The organism is Amaricoccus sp. (assembly GCF_017995835.1).
Classification (GTDB): domain Bacteria; phylum Pseudomonadota; class Alphaproteobacteria; order Rhodobacterales; family Rhodobacteraceae; genus Amaricoccus.
In genome coordinates, this window is the sequence record NZ_JAGOID010000003.1 from 24,594 (window position 1) to 40,419 (window position 15,826).

A 15,826-nucleotide genomic window follows, 5' to 3' on the forward strand; every position below is an offset into this window, starting at 1 on the left:
GCGTCACATGCTGGCGTCGAGGGCGGCGAGGATCGCGTCGCCCATCTGGCGCGTGTCGGCCGGCGTACCGCCGGAATCGCCCATGATGTCGGGGGTGCGCACGCCGTCCGTCAGCACCCGCTCGACCGCTGCCTCGAGCCGGTCAGCCTCCGCGCCCGCCTCGAAGGAGTAGCGCAGCGCCATGGCGAAGCTGAGGATGCAGGCGATCGGGTTCGCCAGCGTCTTTCCGGCGATGTCAGGCGCCGAGCCGTGGACGGGCTCGTACATGGCGCGGCGTCGGCCGGTCTTCGGGTCGGGCGCGCCCAGTGAGGCGGAGGGCAGCATCCCGAGCGAGCCGGTCAGCATGGCGGCGACGTCGGAGAGCATGTCGCCGAAGAGGTTGTCGGTGACGATGACGTCGAACTGCTTGGGCGCCCGGACGAGCTGCATCCCGCCGGCGTCGGCGAGCATGTGGCTGAGCTCGACGTCCGCGAAGCGGGCCTTGTGGGTGGCGGTGACGACCTCGTTCCAGAGGACGCCCGACTTCATCACGTTGCGCTTCTCCATCGAGCAGACGCGGTTGGCGCGGACGCGGGCGAGTTCGAAGGCGACGGCGGCGATGCGTTCGATCTCGAACGTGTCGTAGACCTGCGTGTCGATGGCACGCTTCTGGCCGTCGCCGAGGTCGGTGATCGTCTTCGGTTCGCCGAAGTACACGCCCCCGGTCAGCTCGCGGACGATGAGGATGTCGAGCCCCTCGACCAGCTCCCGCTTGAGCGAGGAGAAATCGGCGAGCGCGTCGAAGCACTTGGCCGGGCGCAGGTTCGCGAAGAGCTCCATGTCCTTGCGCAGGCGCAGGAGGCCCGCCTCGGGCCGGACGTCGTAGGGCACCCCGTCCCATTTCGGTCCGCCGACGGCGCCGAGCATGACGGCGTCGACCTCGAGCGCGCGCGCCATGGTGGCGTCGGAGATGGCGGCGCCGTGGGCGTCGTAGGCGCAGCCGCCGACGAGATCCTCCTCGACGTCGAAGACGAGGCCGCGCTTCTCGCCCATCCAGTCGACGATGCGGCGCACCTCGCGCATGACTTCGGGGCCGATCCCGTCGCCGGGCAGGATGAGGAGGCTGCGGTGGGTCAAGGGAGGATCCTCGCGGTTTTGTCCGGGGCCTAGCCCCGGGCGCGACGCGGGTCAAGCCGCGCGAAAAGGCCGCTCCAGCGGGGCGCGCCGCGGGCTCTAGCGCAGGGCAGCGTGGGGTAGCGGGCCGATCTGGATGTCGGCCCAGACGAGACCATGCGCCGGGGTGTCCTCGGGCGGCGCGCCGGGCGGGATCTCCGGCCAGTCGACGCCGGCGGCCAGGACGCGGAGCGAGGCGTCGGGCAGGACGTAGTCGACCCGGAGGTTGCCCGGTCCGGGGGCGTCGCGCCAGTCGGCCGTGTCGAGCGCCGGCGGGCCGGACTGGCCGGCGTTGGCGCCCCCTTGTTCAACCGCGGCCTTCGACGCGCGATCGCTGGAGGGTTCGGGATCCTGCAGGCGGGGGTGGGCAAGGAGAGCGCGGATCGCCGCATGCTCGCCGGCGCCGTCGAAGGGGTCGAGGTTCAGGTCAGCGAGGAGCACGACGGGCTCCGCCGTCGCGGGCGCCACCCGGCCGGCGTCATCGGCAAACGCCACGCCATCGAGATAGAGCGACCAGAAGCGGATCTCGTCGGCGTTGCGCAGGCGGTTGCGGCCTTCCGGCCCGTCGAAGAGCGGCGGCGTCGGATGCGCGGTGAGAACGTGGAAGCGGCTGCCGTCGGGGAGCATCACCGGCACGTCCCAGTGCGCGCGCGACGACAGACGGGCCTCCGGCGGCAGGAACGGCTTCGCGTCGGCGCGGGCGGGGAGACGCGCGTCGGGGAGGGCTTGCCACGGGAAAGCGCGAAAGGTGCGGGCCGCCTCGATTGGCAGCCGCGACAGGATGGCGATGCCGCCGTGGCCGGGGAACTTGCCCCAACCGTGGCCGTCGCCCCAGCCCGTCGCCTTGCCGTCGCCGTCGAGATCCCGGCCCGAGGGGACGCCGGCGTTGACCGGCGGCGCGAAGCGGTGGGGATAGTCGACGCCCTGCGGCCCGTCCGCGAGGCAGGCGACAAAAGCATCGAGCGCGAAGCCGCGAAGGTCGTGGTCGAACTGCTGGAGGACGAGGACATCCGGCCGTGCCGCCCGGATCGCGGCGATGGCGGCTCGGGCCTTCGGCCCCGGCTCCGCGAGCAGCTCCTGGAGGAGAAGCCCCGGTCCGTCGCGTGAGAGATCGACGTTGTAGGTCGCCACACGCAGCGTCTCCGCGCCGGCGGGCGCTGCTAGGAAAAGGGCGAGAAGAAGGATGAGGCGGCGCACCGGGCGACTCTGGCCGCCCGGTCGTTAAGCCGCGGTTAAGCCCGGGGTCAGCTCGCGGCGAGCCAGGGGGTCGCGGCGCGCTGCCGGGCCTCGTAGGCGTCGATGTCGGCCGCCTTTTCCATGGTCAGGCCGATGTCGTCGAGGCCGTTCAGCAGGCAGTGCTTGCGGAAGGGGTCGACGTCGAAGGAAGCCGTGCCGCCGTCCGGGCCCTTGATGGTCTGGCTCTCGAGGTCGATGCTGAGGGTGGCGTTGGCGCCGCGCTCGGCGTCGTCCATCAGCTTCTCGAGGATCTCGGGCGAGACGACGATGGGCAGGATGCCGTTCTTGAAGCAGTTGTTGTAGAAGATGTCGGCGAAGCTCGTCGAGATCACGCAGCGGATGCCGAAGTCGAGCAGCGCCCAGGGCGCATGCTCGCGCGACGAGCCGCAGCCGAAGTTGTCGCCGGCGACAAGGATCTTTGCGTTCCGGTATGCCGGGCGGTTCAGCACGAAATCGGGGATCTCGGCGCCCTGGTCGTCGTAGCGCATCTCGAAGAACAGGCTCTTGCCGAGACCGGTGCGCGCGATGGTCTTCAGGAACTGCTTGGGGATGATCATGTCGGTGTCGACGTTGATCAGCGGCAGCGGCGCGGCCACGCCCTCGAGCTTGTTGAACTTGTCCATCGGAGCCTCCGTTTCGACCGCGGCCTTATGCGCCGGCGCGCGCAACGAGTCCATCCCGCCTGCCCGCTCTCACGCGAGGGTCTGATCGAGCCAGTCGAGGATGCGGCGGTTCAGGAGCGACCGCGCGCCCATCTCGCAATGGTCGCCGGCGCCCTCGGCGGCGGTGAAGCGCAGCAACGTCTTCGGGCAGGTCAGCGCGTCGATGACCTGCTGCGCGGAGCCGCTCAGCGGATCGCTCTCGGCGGCGCATATCAGTGCGGGGCAGCGGATCGCATCGGCGCGGCCGTCGAGGGTGAAGGCCGAGATCGCCCGGAAGTAGGAGGGGAAATCGCTGACGCCGTGGACCCAGAAGGCGCGCTGCACGATGCTCCAGCGCATCCGGCGCGACCGGCCGACGAGGGCTTCGCCGATGCGCGGCGCGAGGACGGCGTCGCCGCCGAGGATGGCGTCCACGTCCTGCGCCGACATGCCCATATGCGTGGCCATCGCGCGAAGCGGCCCGGCGATGCCCCAGAGGCCGGGGTCGGCGATCACCGCGGCGAGGCGAGGCTCGCCGGCGGCGGCGCGCAGCGCGAGGTGGCCGCCGAGGCTCCAGCCGGACAGTGCGATGCGGTCGGGATCGACGATCGGCTGCGCGAGGGCGAAGTCGACGGCGGCGGCGACGACGGTCTCCCAGTCCGTGCGCATCGGCATGCCCTGCTCGTAGAGCATGCCGCCCTGGCCGGGCCCGTCGAACGCGAGGACGTGATAGCCGCGTCGCGCGGCCGCGACGGCGGAGGCGAAATACATGTCGGTGACGGTGGCGTCATAGCCGTTGGTCAGGATCAGGAGCGGCCGGACCTCGGTCTCGCGGCCCTCGGCGGGGATGAGGTAGGCGGGCATCGCGGCGCCCCCGAACGGGATCGGCGTCGAGGCGACCGGGTGGTCGCCTAGCCCAAGACCGCGGTCGAAGGCGGCGATCTGGCGGCGGTAGGCGGCGAGGAGCCGCGGATCGACCGGGAACCCGAAGAGCGGGCGGTAGGACGAGGCGTAGAAGCAGGCGGCGCGCAGGATCGCCGCGCGGGCGCTGGCGACGTGACCAGCGGCGAGCGCCGACTCGCCCTCGGCGGCGGCCCGGTCGCCGGCGGCGACCCAGGCGTCGCAGAAGGCCGCATCGTCGCCGTCGCCGACGGCCGCAGCGACCGCGCGGACCTCGCCGAACTCAGCCCCGCCCCAGGGCGCGTAGGCAAGAGGCATGAGACCGAACTCGTCATGAAGGTCGTTTCGGAACAAGAGGCCCATCGTCGTCTCCGGCTCGGCGCCGGCGATGCCGGCGCGGGTCAGTCTAGGCCGGCGGGGCGGCGGCCGACAATCGGCCTCTCCCGAGCCACGGCGCGCCGGTCGGGGGAAGCAGGGCGGGCCGACCTTTGCGGTGAAACTTGTGAAACCTTTGTGAAACGGTCGCGTTCACCATACCCGCGCTTGAGACGAAGGAGCGCCTCGCCTACATTCGAAGAGCCGGCGCCGGGCCGACGGCGCGCGCCAATGGAGGAGACGACACCTGACCCAACACATGCCGGCGGCTCCGGCCGCCGCCCCGGCGGAGGCAATTTCGCGGCGCGCGGGGCTGATCGACGGGAGTACGCTCCTGTCCGCAATCCTCGCCTCGCTCGATGGCGACAAGGCCGAGGATGTCATTGTCATCCCGCTGGCCGGCAAATCCGAGATGGCCGATCACATGGTCATCGCGACCGGCCGCTCTTCCCGCCAGGTTTCGGCGATCTCCGAAAAGCTCGCCGACCGTCTCAAGTCCGACCATGGCACGCTTGTGCGCATGGAGGGCAAGGATCTCGGAGACTGGGTGCTCATCGACGCGGGCGACGTCATCGTGCACGTGTTCCGGCCCGAGGTGCGCGACTTCTACCAGCTCGAGAAGATGTGGGCGCCCGAGACCGCACCGCGGCCGCGGCCTGCCGGAACGTCCTGACCACCGCGCCGGGTCGGCAGGGGTGAAGGTGGCGATCGTCGCGGTCGGGCGCCTGCGCGCCGGGCCGGAAGCCGCGCTCGTCGCCGACTACCTCGCCCGCTTCGACCGGACCGGTCGGCCACTGGGCATGGGGCCCGCCAGCGTTCTCGAGGTCGACGATCGTCGCGGCGGCGGGATCGAGGCCGAGGCGGCGCTGATCGCTGCCGCCATCCCGAAGGGCGCGCTGCTCGTCGCGCTCGACGAACGCGGCGCCAACCCGACCTCGGTGGAGTTCGCGCGGATGCTGCGCCGCTGGGCCGACGACGGAACGCCGTCCGTTGCTTTCGCCATCGGCGGAGCCGATGGCCTCGACCCCGGTCTGCGCAGCTGCGCCGGCGTGTCGATCTCCTTTGGACGCATGGTCTGGCCGCACCTCCTCGCCCGCGTGATGCTCGCCGAGCAGCTCTACCGGGCCGCCACGATCCTGGCCGGCTCGCCCTATCATCGCGCCTGATCCTTGCCGCGGTGGCCTCCGACGGATAAGTCTCCGGGGTTTTCAGGATTCCGCTGCGGGACAAGCATGGCCGAACTCGCCTACAAGGAGCCGGAGCCAAAGATCGTCGCCGGCGCGAGGGGCGACTGGGAGCTGGTGATCGGGCTCGAGGTCCACGCCCAGGTGACGTCGCGGGCCAAGCTGTTCTCCGGCGCCTCGACCGCCTTTGGCTCCGAGCCGAACACGAACGTGTCGCTGGTCGACGCGGCGATGCCCGGGATGCTGCCGGTCCTCAACGCCTTCTGCATCGAGCAGGCCGTTCGCACCGGCCTCGGCCTCAAGGCGAAGGTCAACCTCTTTTCGCGCTTCGACCGCAAGAACTACTTCTACCCCGACCTGCCGCAGGGCTACCAGATCAGCCAGCTCTATCATCCGATCGTCGGCGAGGGCGAGGTGCTGGTGGACATGGCGCCGGGCGTCGCCCGCAAAGTGCGGGTGGAGCGCATCCACCTGGAGCAGGACGCCGGCAAGTCGATCCACGACCTCGATCCGGAGGCGACGCTCGTGGATCTCAACCGGACCGGCGTCGCGCTGATGGAGATCGTCTCGCGCCCCGACATCCGCGGCCCAGAGGAGGCGGCGGAATACGTCCGCAAGCTGCGCCAGATCCTGCGCTATCTCGGCACCTGCGACGGCAACATGCAGGAAGGCTCGCTCCGGGCCGACGTCAACCTTTCGGTCCGGCCCAAGGGCTCGACCGAGCTTGGCACGCGCTGCGAGATCAAGAACATGAACTCGATGCGGTTCATCCAGCAGGCGATCGAGTACGAGGCCCGCCGGCAGATCGCCATCCTCGAGGACGGCGGGACGGTGGAGCAGGAAACCCGGCTCTACGATCCGAACCGGGGTGAGACCCGGTCGATGCGCTCCAAGGAGGAGGCGCACGACTACCGCTATTTCCCCGACCCGGACCTCCTGCCGCTGGAACTCGATCGGGCCTGGGTCGACGCGATCGCCGCCGGGTTGCCGGAGCTGCCGGACGCGAAGAAGGCCCGGTTCGTCATGGACTACGGCATGACGGAGTACGACGCGGGCGTGCTGACGGCCGAGGTAACGTCCGCCGATTTCTTCGAGGCGGTCGCGAAGGGCCGCGACGGCAAGCAGGCGGCGAACTGGGTCATCAACGAGCTCTTCGGCCGCCTGAACAAGGAAGGCCGGACCATCGAGACGAGTCCGATCTCGCCGGCTCAGCTCGGCGGGTTGCTCGATCTGATCGGAACGGGCGAGATCTCCGGCAAGATTGGCAAGGATGTCTTCGAGATCCTGTGGACAGAAGGCGGCGACCCGGCGGAGATCGTGGCCGCACGCGGCCTGAAGCAGGTGACGGACACCGGCGCGATCTCGGCCGCGGTGGACGAGGTGATCGCGGCGAACCCGGACAAGGTGGCTGCGGCGAAGGCCAAGCCCTCGATGGCGGGGTGGTTCGTCGGACAAGTGATGAAGGCGACCGGCGGCAAGGCGAATCCGCAGGCCGTCAATGATCTGGTCAAGGCGCGACTCGGCCTCGACTGAAAGCGGAGAGGGGTCGAATGACATACGAATACAAGGTCGCTCCGGCCCCACGCCGGCCGAAGAAGATGAAGGGCATGAAGTCCGCCGAGGCATTCGCCGCAACGCTCGCGGAGGCCATCAACGTCGCCGCGCGCGAGGGCTGGGAGTACGTCCGCGCCGAGTCGCTGCCGGCGATCGAGGGCGGCGGCTGGTTCCGCCGCGGTTCGGAGACGGTCGAGACGGTGCTGATCTTCCGGCGCGCCCGGACCAGCGCCGAGCCGAGGCTCGCCGCGGCGCGGGTGGAGGCGGGGATGGTCGAGACGCCCCCGGGTCCGCGCCTCGGCACGGTCGACCGGCCGGTTCCCGCCGCCGCGGCCTCGCCGCTGCGCCGCGAGCCGCGGATCGCGGAACCGTCGCCATCGGCCCCGACGCCGCCGCTGCGGCAGACGCCCCGGATCGGACCGGCAGATTAGGAGCACACCCTAGGCGTCCCTCTCCCCCGAAAGCTCGAGAGCCAGCGCGTGAAGGCCGGAGGCCAGTTCGTCCCGAAGGGCGGCGTGGACGGCCCGGGATCGCTCGATCCGGGTCTTGCCGTCGAAGGCGGCGCACCGCATGACGACTCGGTAGTGCGTGTGGCCGCCTTCGCGCCAGCCGCCGTGACCGCGGTGCTGTTCGCTCTCGTCGATCACGTCCAGGGACACGGGAGCGAACTCCTCCGACAGCTTCTCGTAGACCGATCTCGTCGAGTATGGCGGCGCTTGCATCGCTCTCCCCTGCCTCGCGCGGGTCTTGGCCCGCCCGCGCAAAAGACTAGACTGATACGCCCCGAGTCGAACAGACGAGTCGAAAGGCCTACGTCCGATGCGCCGACCCTCTTCCCCCTTCAACTTCGACATCTCCGCCAGCGCGGACAAGAAGCGGCGGGCGCGGACGCGCGGGGCATCCGGCGTAGAGACGGGGCGGAAGTGCGACAAGCCGGGCTGCGACAAACCCGGCCGGTTCCGGGCGCCGAAGTCTCCCGACCAGCTCGACGACTTCTTCTGGTTCTGTCTCGATCACGTGCGCGAATACAATCTGAAGTGGAATTTCTTTCAGGACCAGTCGGAGGCCGAGCTGGAACGACAGTTCGCGGCCGACCGGGTCTGGGACCGGCCGACCCGGCCGTTCAGCGAGACGGTGGCGGGCCGTGGCGCGACGCCGCATGCCGAGGGGCGGGCTTGGGCTCGGTTCGGGTTTCACGATCCGATGGAGGCGCTCGGGGACAAGGGGACGCTGAACCCGGGCGGAGATGCCGGGCCGGCCGTGCGGCCGCAAAGGCGGCTGCCGCCGACGGAGCGCAAGGCGCTCGAGATCCTCGACGCGCAGGACACCCAGTCGAAATCCGAGATCCGGCAGATTTACAAGGCGTTGGTCAAGGATCTGCACCCCGACATGAACGGGGGCAAGCGCGACGACGAGGCGCGTCTGACCGAGGTCGTATGGGCCTGGGAGCAGATCAAGGCGAGCCGCAGCTTTCCGGACTGAGGCGGCATCGGCGGATGCGCAATGCATGCACAAACCATGCACAACCCATATGCATGGTCGTGTGCATGACCGTCGACGCCGGAGTCGCGGGCGCTCAGGCCAGCCCGGCGGCGGCGAAAAGCGCGCGCAGGTCGGCTTCGGGCCGCGCGCCGTAGTGCGAGATCACCTCGCCGGCGGCGACGCAGCCCATGCGGGCGCTGTCGAGCCAGCTCCGGCCGGTCGTCACGCCGTGGAGCAGGCCCGCGGCGAAGAGATCGCCCGCGCCGGTGGCGTCCACCACCCGCACCGGCGCGGCTTCGGCGTGGACGCGCAGGTCGCCGGCGATCACGTGCGCGCCCTTCGCGCCCACGGTGCAGGCGGTGACGGGGACGTCGGCGCGCGCGCGGCCTATCGCGGTTTCGAGATCGTCGGTCTGGTAGAGCGACTTCAGTTCGTGCTCGTTGGCGACGAGGAGGTCGACATCGGCCCGGATCATCGCGAGGAAGGCGTCGCGGTGACGCTCGACGCAGAACGGATCGGACAGCGTGATCGCCACCCTTCCGCCCGCGGCCCTCGCGGCGCGGATCGCCCGGGCGAAGGCGGCATGACTCTCCGGCCCGTCGAAGCGGTAGCCTTCGAGGAAGATCCACTCGGTCGCGGCCATCTGCGCCTCGTCGATGTCTTCGGGCGCGAGATGCTCGGAAACGCCGAGATAGGTGTTCATCGACCGCTCGCCGTCAGGCGAGACCAGCACCAGACAGCGGCCCGTCTCCTCGGGATGGCCCTTCGGCGCCAGCGGCGTGTCGTAACCCGCCCCGAGCGAGCGCAGGTCGTGGGCGAAGATCGCGCCGAGCTGGTCGTCCTTGACCTTGCCGACATAGGCGGTCCGCGACCCCAGGACGGCGAGGCCTGCCACGGTATTCGCCGCCGAACCGCCCGAGACCTCGCGCGCCGCCCCCATCGCGCCGTAAAGCTCGATCGCGCGCGCCGTGCCGATCAGCTGCATGATGCCGCGCTCGACGCCCATGCGTTCCAGAAACTCCTCCTCGATGGAGGCGATCACGTCGACAAGCGCGTTGCCGACGCCCACGACCTGAAGCGGCTTCGTCACAGGGTCTTCTCCTCGTAGGGGCAGAGATCCGCGATAAGGCAGCGGCCGCAGGCAGGCTTGCGCGCGACACAGATATAGCGGCCATGCAGGATCAGCCAGTGATGGGCATGGAGTTGAAAGCGCGCGGGCACCCGATCCTCGAGCGCACGCTCCACCGTAAGAACGTCGGCGCCCGGCGCGATCCCGGTGCGGTTCGCGATGCGGAAGACATGGGTGTCGACCGCCATCGCCGGCAGCTTCCACCAGGTGTTGAGCACGACGTTCGCGGTCTTGCGGCCCACCCCGGGCAGGTGTTGCAGCGCCGCGCGCGAGGACGGAACCTCGCCGCCGAACTCGTCGATCAGGATGCGCGACAGCGCCATCACGTTCTTCGCCTTGTTGCGGAAGAGCCCGATGGTGCGGATGTGCTCGATCAGTCGCTCCTCGCCGAGCTCGATCATCCGCGCCGGAGTGTCGGCGACCTGGAACAGCGCCTCGGTGGCGCGGTTCACCCCCTTGTCGGTCGCTTGGGCGGACAGCGCGACCGCGACGAGGAGGGTATAGGCGTTCACATGCCGGAGTTCACCCTTCGGCTCGGGCTCGGCGGCCTCGAAGCGGCGGAATATCTCCGAGACGGTGGCGTAGTCGAGAGCGGCGGCCATGGCGGTCCGCTATGGCCGGGGAACGGTTGCGCCGCAAGTGCGTTTGACGAATTGACCGGCGACGCGCAGCCGCTGCGCGCAACGATTGATGGAACGGCGTTGCTGCGCGGCGGAGTTCTGGGTAGAACGCCATCACGAGCCAACAAAAGGATACAGGCAATGATCCGCGCCTTGACCCCTGTCGCCATCGCCATCGCGATGCTCGGCCTTGCGGCCTGCACCAACGCGGACGGCACCCGCAACAACCAGATGACGGGCGCCACGGTCGGAGCCCTCGGCGGCGCCGCCGCCGGCAACCTGATCGGCGGCGACAGCCGCTCGACGCTGATCGGCGCGGGCGTCGGCGCCGCGGGCGGTGCGCTGCTCGGCCGGCAGCAGGACTGCCGTCAAGATCCGAACGCGGTCTGCTGATCAATTGATCGCAACCGTTACGAAGCCGCCCCGGCCCCGGCCGGGGCTCGTGATGATTCCGCCAAGGAAGACAGTTCCATGTTTCGAATGCTCTCCCTCGCCGCCATCGCGGCGCTTGGCCTTGCGGCCTGCTCGTCGAATGCAACCGGCAACAACCCCGTCGCCACCAGCGCCGCCACGGGAGCCGTGATCGGCGGCGTCGCGGGCAACGTCGTCGGCGGCAATTCGCGCTCGACGCTCGCCGGCGCGGCCGCAGGCACCGCGGCCGGCATCGCCGTCGGCGCGGCCGTCAATCCGTAGGAAATCGGCGGGCGCGTCGGTTGGGGCGCGCCCTCGTGCCTGTCGCCCTCAGGAAGCGCAGTTCCGGCATTTTGGAGTGGCCGGGACGACGTTGAGCCGCTCCTCGGAGATCGGATCGCCGCAGGTCACGCAGATGCCGTACTCGCCACGGTCCATTCGGCCGAGCGCCGCCTCGATCATGCGGATCTCCTGCAATCCGGCGGCGCCGAGATCCTCGAGCATCTCGTCCGCCTCGCGCTCAATGGCCGCCTCGGCGAACATCGTGCTGTGCGGCTGATCGAGTTCGCTGTCGATCTTTACCAGCCGCGAGCGCAGCTCCGCAAGCCTCGTCAGCAGCTGTTCCTTGCGTTCTTCCAGCGGGATCATCACGGCCCTCCCCGGTGGCGAGTGTGCGCCGGAACCGCGGGACGACACAAGCCCGCCCCACGACGGGCCGGTCGTCAGCAGCCTCCGGCGGTCAGTGCAGTTTGGCGCCGACCTCGGCGATGGCCTGATCTATGAGCGCGGTGCGGTCCGCGACCTTGAGATCCTTTCCGATCACCTCGGCGGCGGCTGCCACGGCGACGGAAACCGCCCGATCCTTGACCTGGCGGATCGCCGCCTTCTCGGCCGCGGCGATCTGGTCGGTGGCGGTCTGGAGCCGGCGCGCCATGGTGCGGCGGATGTCGTCCTTGGCGACCTCCGCGGCGCGCGCGGCCTCCGCCTTTGCCGCGGCGACGATGTCGTCGGCCTGAGCCTTGACCTCTCTCTGCTTGCGCTCGAAGCTCGCTAGCAGGCTCTGCGCCTCCTCGCGCAGCGCCCGGGCCTCGTCGAGCTCCTGGCGGATGCGGGTCGCCCGCTCGTCGAGCTTGGCGGAGATCAGAGCCAGGACCTTGTAGTAGAGCAGGATCCCGACGAAGATCAGGAAGCCAATGCCGACGACGATGTTGGTGTTGTTGAGGAAGCTCATATCGTCAGCCCTTCATCGCGGCTTCGACCGCCTTGGCGATCGCGGCGTCCTTGGCCGGGCGTGGCCCGATCGCGGCGACGATGTCGGCAGCGGCGGCGCGGGCCACCTCGCCGACGCTCTGCGTCGCGCTGGCTTCGATCTCGCGGATCCGGCTCTCGGATTCGGCGGCCTTGGCGGCGATCTCCGCGTCGGCCTTGGCCATGACCGCGCCAAGCTCGCGGCCGACCTCGGCCTTGGTTTCGGCGGCGATCTTCTGAGCCTCGTCGCGCGCCTTGGCGAGCGCGGCGTTGTAGGCCGTCTCGGCCTCCTCGGCGCGGCGCTTGTAGAGCGCCGCCATTTCGAGGTCGTTCGAGATGGCGTCGTTGCGCTCGGCGAGGATCGTGCCGATGCGCGGCAGCGCCACCCTGGTGAGGATGAGGTAGAGCGCGACCAGAGCGACGACGAGCCAGAAGATCAGGTTCGGGAAGATCGCCGTGTCGAGCTGCGGCATCGCCACTTCGGCGACGTGCAGCACTTCGGCTCCGGTGTCGCCGTGACCGGCGGCCGCGGCGTGATCCAGTTGCTGGGCCGCGTCGGCGGCGTGGGCCGCCGCGTTCTCGGTCGTGTCTGCCATGTCCGTCTCCGTCATCCGGGGCGCGGCGTCAGCGCCGGCCCCCGTGCCTCGATCTCGCGGATCAGACCGCGAACATCAGGAGGAGCGCGACGAGGAACGAGAAGATGCCGAGCGCCTCGGCGAAGGCGATGCCGATGAAGAGCGTGGCGGTCTGCTCGCCCGCGGCGGCGGGGTTGCGAAGCGCGCCGGCGAGGAAGTTCCCGGCGACGTGGCCCACGCCGATGCCGGCGCCGCCCATGCCCATGCAGGCGAGGCCCGCGCCGATGAACTGGCCCATTTCGGAGATGTTGCCTTCCATTGGTCTGGCTCCTTGTTCTGGATGGCGTTCTGGGGAGGTGCGTTTCGCCTGACCGTCAGTGGCCCGGGTGAAGCGCGTCGTTGAGGTACACGACCGTGAGGATCGCGAACACGTAGGCCTGGATCACCGCGACGAGCAGCTCGAGCCCGTAGATCGCGGTGATGGCGAAGATCGGGATGAAGGCCCCGACGCCGAGGGCGCCGGCGAAGCCCGCGAACACCTTGAGCACCGCGTGGCCGGCCATGAGGTTGCCCATAAGTCGCAGCGAGTGGCTGAGCGGGCGGACGAAGTAGGAGATCAGCTCGATCACGGCGAGGATGATCCGCAGCGCCAGCGTCGGCGCCGAGGAGACCCAGAACAGCTTCAGGAAGTGCAGCCCGTGCTTGTAGAAGCCGATGGCCGTCACCGAGATGAACACCGCCAGCGCGAGGACCGCCGTGACCGCGATGTGCGAGGTCGGCGAGAACGAGGTGGGGATCAGCGCGAGGAGGTTGGCGAAGAGGATGAAGAGGAAGACGGTGAAGATGTAGGGGAAGTATTTCAGCCCCTCGCGGCCGGCCACGTCCTCGACCATCTTGCGCGCGAAGCCGTAGGTCACCTCGGCCATCGACTGGGCGCGGGAGGGCACCAGCGCGCGGCCGCGGGCGCCGGCGACCATGAGCAGCGTGATGGCGGCGACGGTGAGCGCCATCCACAGCGTGGCGTTGGTGGGGGTGTACCAGTGGACCTCGGTCCCGCCGAACAGCGGCTTGACCATGAACTGGTCCATCGGATGGATGTTCAGCCCGCTTCCGCCGTGTGCCGGATCAGCCATCTGTGCCTCGCCCCTCGTCCGTCGCGTTCCGCCCTTCGGGCGGCGTTTTGTCCTCCGCCGCCGGGTCGCGCATCAGCGCGGCCTCGGAGCGGCCCTTCTGCACGTCCGTCGCCGTCCGCAGCATGGTGCGGACCCCGGCGCCGAAGCCGAGGAGGGCGAACAGCACCAGGAACACAGGCCGTGTCCCGAAGAGGCTGTCGAGCCCCCAGCCGATGCCCAGACCGAGCAGCATCCCCGCGACGAGCTCGGTCACCATGCGCCAGGCGATCGAGCTCTGCGTGTACTTGGCCGCGGCCCCCGGTCGGGATGGCGGCTGCCGCACGGCCCTGGCGGCTGCGAGCCGGTCCTCGAGGCGCTTCATGCGCTCGGAAAACGGGTCCTCCGACATGGCCCCGTACCCCCTCGTGGACCGTGCGAGCCTCCGCCACGGCACTGATGTCGCGTGCGGTGGTAAAGAGAGATCACATTGGTGTCAAGCGCGGTTGCGGCGTCAGTAAGGCGCTGACGGCGCTTGTTTTTCCGGACTGCTGGAGCAATGGGGCGTCGTGGCCGGGGAGGGATTGTCAACCGCGGGAATCTTCAACCACGCGGTTGACATTCCCGTGCGGGGACCGCAACCCGTCGACATGGCCGCTCCGGAGCCCGATCTCGACCTCGTCTTTGCCGCGCTTGCAGACCCGACGCGGCGGGCGATCCTGACCGCGCTCCTCGATGGCGAGCGCACGGTGGGCGAACTCGGGGCGCCGCACGCGATGTCGCTTGCGGCGATCTCGAAGCATCTCGCCGTGCTCGCCCGGGCGGGGCTGGCGACACAGATCCGCAGCGGCCGGATCACCGTCTGCCGGCTGGAGGCGGACGGGCTGCGCGCAGCCGGGCTGTGGATGCAGGGGATCGGCGGCTTCGCGCCCGAAGACTACGACGCGCTCGAGGCGCTGCTCGACGCCGCGCTCGGCGATGCCGCCGTGGAAGCGGCCAGTAACGAGGAACCCTAGGCGAGCGTCGCTTCGAGCCAGTCGAAGACGCGCTGGTTGCGCAGGGTCTGCGCCATCGGCTCGCAATGGCTGGCGGCGCCCTCGGCAGCGGTGAACGGCAGGAGCGCCTTCGGGCAGGCGAGCAGCCCGAAAAGCTCGGCGCTCTGGCCGGGCCAGAACTGCTCCTCTTCCGGGTCGCAGATCAGCGTCGGGCAGCGGATCGTCGGTGCGACGTCGGTGAGGTCGTAGCGGCGGATCTCCGTCAGCAGATCCCAGAAGTCCGCGATGCCGTAGGGCTCGGCGCGCTTGGCCATCTCGAAGGCGAGGGCGGGGGGCGCCTCCTTCATGCCCGCGGCCATCCAGGCCCCAAAGGTCGCCCGGTCGCCGCGGGCGAACAATTCGGCCAGCTCGGGGGGCAGATTGTCGAACCAACTCGACCAGACGCGGGTCACGCCGGGATCGGCGACGATGGCGGAAAGCCGGGGCTCGAAGGCGGCGGCGCGGGGAACCCAGTACCCGGCCTGGCTCACACCGAGAAGCGCGACGCGGGCCGGATCGACGCCGGGGCGGGCGAGAGCGAAGTCGAGGACGGGGGCGATCACCGCCTCCCAGTCGTGGCGGAAGTGGAGCCCGTCCTCGTAGAGCGCCGCGCCCTGCCCCGGCCCGTCGAAGATCAGGACGCGCCAGCCCCGCTCGAGCGCGGCGAAACCGCCGCCGACGAGCATGTCGGTCGCAGTGCCGTCGCTGCCGTTGTTGAGGATCGCGAGCGGACGGGGGCGCAGGTCGGCGTCGGGGTCGAGCCAGTAGCCCTTGAGCGTCCGACCCTCGTAAGGGATCTCGACCGGGCTCGCCGGCGCGGGCCAGAACGTTATGGCGCGGTCGAGCGCAGCGCGGTGCGCGCGCCAGAGCGCCGGCCCGCGCGACGGGTCATGGGTGCCGAGGACGAAGAAGAACGCCATGCCCCGGTACTTGGAGGCGCGCAACCAGAGCTCGCGCGCGCTCTGCGACCGGCCGGCGGCCTCGGCCGCGCCGGCGGCCGCCGCGAGGCGGTCGGCAAGCGCGGTCCAGGCGTCGTGCCAGGAATCGAAATCGCCGTCCTTCACCGTGGCCGCGGTCGCCAGCACCTCGCCGGGCTCGGCGCAGCGACAGGCGCAGGCTCCGAGCGCGATGCGCGTCTCGAAGTCGAAGCCGGGATGCTGGAAGAAACGGCCCATG

General features: G+C 70.0%; 22 protein-coding genes. 8 read left to right on the forward strand and 14 right to left on the reverse strand.

The window, feature by feature from the left end; genetic code table 11:
- Positions 1-3: 3 nt before the first annotated feature.
- The 4 genes from leuB to KBA23_RS00890 all read right to left on the reverse strand — a co-directional run bounded on the left by leuB (position 4) and on the right by KBA23_RS00890 (position 4,292).
- Complete coding sequence (gene leuB, locus KBA23_RS00875) at positions 4-1,116, reverse strand: 3-isopropylmalate dehydrogenase (protein WP_290735557.1); 1,113 nt, start codon at positions 1,114-1,116, stop codon at positions 4-6.
- A gap of 96 nt (positions 1,117-1,212) precedes the next feature.
- Positions 1,213-2,349: an endonuclease/exonuclease/phosphatase family protein gene (locus tag KBA23_RS00880; RefSeq protein WP_290735560.1), complete on the reverse strand. Its 1,137-nt coding sequence runs from the start codon at positions 2,347-2,349 to the stop codon at positions 1,213-1,215.
- A 47-nt stretch (positions 2,350-2,396) separates the two neighbouring features.
- Positions 2,397-3,011: a 3-isopropylmalate dehydratase small subunit gene (gene leuD, locus KBA23_RS00885; protein ID WP_290735564.1), complete on the reverse strand. Its 615-nt coding sequence runs from the start codon at positions 3,009-3,011 to the stop codon at positions 2,397-2,399.
- 69 nt (positions 3,012-3,080) lie between these two features.
- The gene (locus KBA23_RS00890) at positions 3,081-4,292 is read right to left on the reverse strand and encodes an alpha/beta fold hydrolase (RefSeq protein ID WP_290735567.1); all 1,212 of its coding nucleotides are present in this window, start codon (positions 4,290-4,292) and stop codon (positions 3,081-3,083) included.
- 271 nt (positions 4,293-4,563) lie between these two features.
- Here KBA23_RS00890 and rsfS point away from each other — a divergent pair, with 271 nt between their 5' ends.
- The 4 genes from rsfS to KBA23_RS00910 all read left to right on the forward strand — a co-directional run bounded on the left by rsfS (position 4,564) and on the right by KBA23_RS00910 (position 7,473).
- Positions 4,564-4,977: a ribosome silencing factor gene (gene rsfS / locus KBA23_RS00895; RefSeq protein WP_290735570.1), complete on the forward strand. Its 414-nt coding sequence runs from the start codon at positions 4,564-4,566 to the stop codon at positions 4,975-4,977.
- 22 nt (positions 4,978-4,999) lie between these two features.
- Positions 5,000-5,470: a 23S rRNA (pseudouridine(1915)-N(3))-methyltransferase RlmH gene (gene rlmH / locus KBA23_RS00900; RefSeq protein ID WP_290735573.1), complete on the forward strand. Its 471-nt coding sequence runs from the start codon at positions 5,000-5,002 to the stop codon at positions 5,468-5,470.
- Positions 5,471-5,536: 66 nt separating this feature from the next.
- Positions 5,537-7,021 carry an Asp-tRNA(Asn)/Glu-tRNA(Gln) amidotransferase subunit GatB gene (gene gatB, locus KBA23_RS00905; RefSeq protein ID WP_290735577.1) on the forward strand — a complete coding sequence of 495 codons (1,485 nt, stop codon included), beginning with the start codon at positions 5,537-5,539 and terminating at the stop codon, positions 7,019-7,021.
- A 17-nt stretch (positions 7,022-7,038) separates the two neighbouring features.
- Positions 7,039-7,473: a DUF4177 domain-containing protein gene (locus KBA23_RS00910; protein WP_290735581.1), complete on the forward strand. Its 435-nt coding sequence runs from the start codon at positions 7,039-7,041 to the stop codon at positions 7,471-7,473.
- A 9-nt stretch (positions 7,474-7,482) separates the two neighbouring features.
- Here KBA23_RS00910 and KBA23_RS00915 read toward each other — a convergent pair whose 3' ends face one another.
- The gene (locus tag KBA23_RS00915) at positions 7,483-7,764 is read right to left on the reverse strand and encodes a BolA family transcriptional regulator (protein ID WP_290735584.1); all 282 of its coding nucleotides are present in this window, start codon (positions 7,762-7,764) and stop codon (positions 7,483-7,485) included.
- 97 nt (positions 7,765-7,861) lie between these two features.
- On the opposite strand from KBA23_RS00915, the gene KBA23_RS00920 reads away from it, so the two are divergent.
- Positions 7,862-8,524 (forward strand): J domain-containing protein, encoded by a 663-nt coding sequence (locus KBA23_RS00920; protein ID WP_290735587.1) that lies wholly within the window; start codon positions 7,862-7,864, stop codon positions 8,522-8,524.
- A 94-nt stretch (positions 8,525-8,618) separates the two neighbouring features.
- Here KBA23_RS00920 and KBA23_RS00925 read toward each other — a convergent pair whose 3' ends face one another.
- Positions 8,619-9,614, reverse strand: coding sequence for an adenosine kinase (locus KBA23_RS00925; protein ID WP_290735590.1), 996 nt, complete (start codon positions 9,612-9,614; stop codon positions 8,619-8,621).
- A complete protein-coding gene (gene nth, locus KBA23_RS00930) occupies positions 9,611-10,255 on the reverse strand; it encodes an endonuclease III (RefSeq protein WP_290735592.1) in 645 nt (214 codons plus the stop codon). The genes KBA23_RS00925 and nth overlap by 4 nt, the downstream gene beginning before the upstream one ends.
- Before the next feature lie 159 nt (positions 10,256-10,414).
- Here nth and KBA23_RS00935 point away from each other — a divergent pair, with 159 nt between their 5' ends.
- Positions 10,415-10,666 carry a glycine zipper domain-containing protein gene (locus KBA23_RS00935; RefSeq protein WP_290735594.1) on the forward strand — a complete coding sequence of 84 codons (252 nt, stop codon included), beginning with the start codon at positions 10,415-10,417 and terminating at the stop codon, positions 10,664-10,666.
- A gap of 78 nt (positions 10,667-10,744) precedes the next feature.
- Positions 10,745-10,966, forward strand: coding sequence for a bacteriocin (locus KBA23_RS00940; RefSeq protein ID WP_290735597.1), 222 nt, complete (start codon positions 10,745-10,747; stop codon positions 10,964-10,966).
- Positions 10,967-11,014: 48 nt separating this feature from the next.
- Here KBA23_RS00940 and KBA23_RS00945 read toward each other — a convergent pair whose 3' ends face one another.
- From KBA23_RS00945 to KBA23_RS00970, 6 genes are all read right to left on the reverse strand, one after another.
- Positions 11,015-11,332: a TraR/DksA C4-type zinc finger protein gene (locus tag KBA23_RS00945; RefSeq protein WP_290735599.1), complete on the reverse strand. Its 318-nt coding sequence runs from the start codon at positions 11,330-11,332 to the stop codon at positions 11,015-11,017.
- 91 nt (positions 11,333-11,423) lie between these two features.
- Positions 11,424-11,915: an ATP F0F1 synthase subunit B gene (locus tag KBA23_RS00950; RefSeq protein WP_290735602.1), complete on the reverse strand. Its 492-nt coding sequence runs from the start codon at positions 11,913-11,915 to the stop codon at positions 11,424-11,426.
- 4 nt (positions 11,916-11,919) lie between these two features.
- Positions 11,920-12,528, reverse strand: a complete 609-nt coding sequence (locus KBA23_RS00955; protein WP_290735605.1) for a F0F1 ATP synthase subunit B' — start codon at positions 12,526-12,528, stop codon at positions 11,920-11,922.
- A gap of 61 nt (positions 12,529-12,589) precedes the next feature.
- The gene (locus KBA23_RS00960) at positions 12,590-12,826 is read right to left on the reverse strand and encodes a F0F1 ATP synthase subunit C (RefSeq protein WP_290735609.1); all 237 of its coding nucleotides are present in this window, start codon (positions 12,824-12,826) and stop codon (positions 12,590-12,592) included.
- Positions 12,827-12,881: 55 nt separating this feature from the next.
- Positions 12,882-13,640: a F0F1 ATP synthase subunit A gene (locus KBA23_RS00965; protein WP_290735612.1), complete on the reverse strand. Its 759-nt coding sequence runs from the start codon at positions 13,638-13,640 to the stop codon at positions 12,882-12,884.
- The gene (locus KBA23_RS00970; RefSeq protein ID WP_290735616.1) at positions 13,633-14,028 is read right to left on the reverse strand and encodes an AtpZ/AtpI family protein; all 396 of its coding nucleotides are present in this window, start codon (positions 14,026-14,028) and stop codon (positions 13,633-13,635) included. The genes KBA23_RS00965 and KBA23_RS00970 overlap by 8 nt, the downstream gene beginning before the upstream one ends.
- A 238-nt stretch (positions 14,029-14,266) precedes the next feature.
- Between KBA23_RS00970 and KBA23_RS00975 the strand changes: the two genes are divergently transcribed.
- Positions 14,267-14,632, forward strand: a complete 366-nt coding sequence (locus KBA23_RS00975) for a metalloregulator ArsR/SmtB family transcription factor (RefSeq protein ID WP_290735722.1) — start codon at positions 14,267-14,269, stop codon at positions 14,630-14,632.
- On the opposite strand, the gene KBA23_RS00980 is transcribed toward KBA23_RS00975, so the two are convergent.
- Positions 14,629-15,825 carry a hypothetical protein gene (locus KBA23_RS00980; RefSeq protein ID WP_290735620.1) on the reverse strand — a complete coding sequence of 399 codons (1,197 nt, stop codon included), beginning with the start codon at positions 15,823-15,825 and terminating at the stop codon, positions 14,629-14,631. The genes KBA23_RS00975 and KBA23_RS00980 overlap by 4 nt on opposite strands.
- Position 15,826 lies beyond the last annotated feature (1 nt).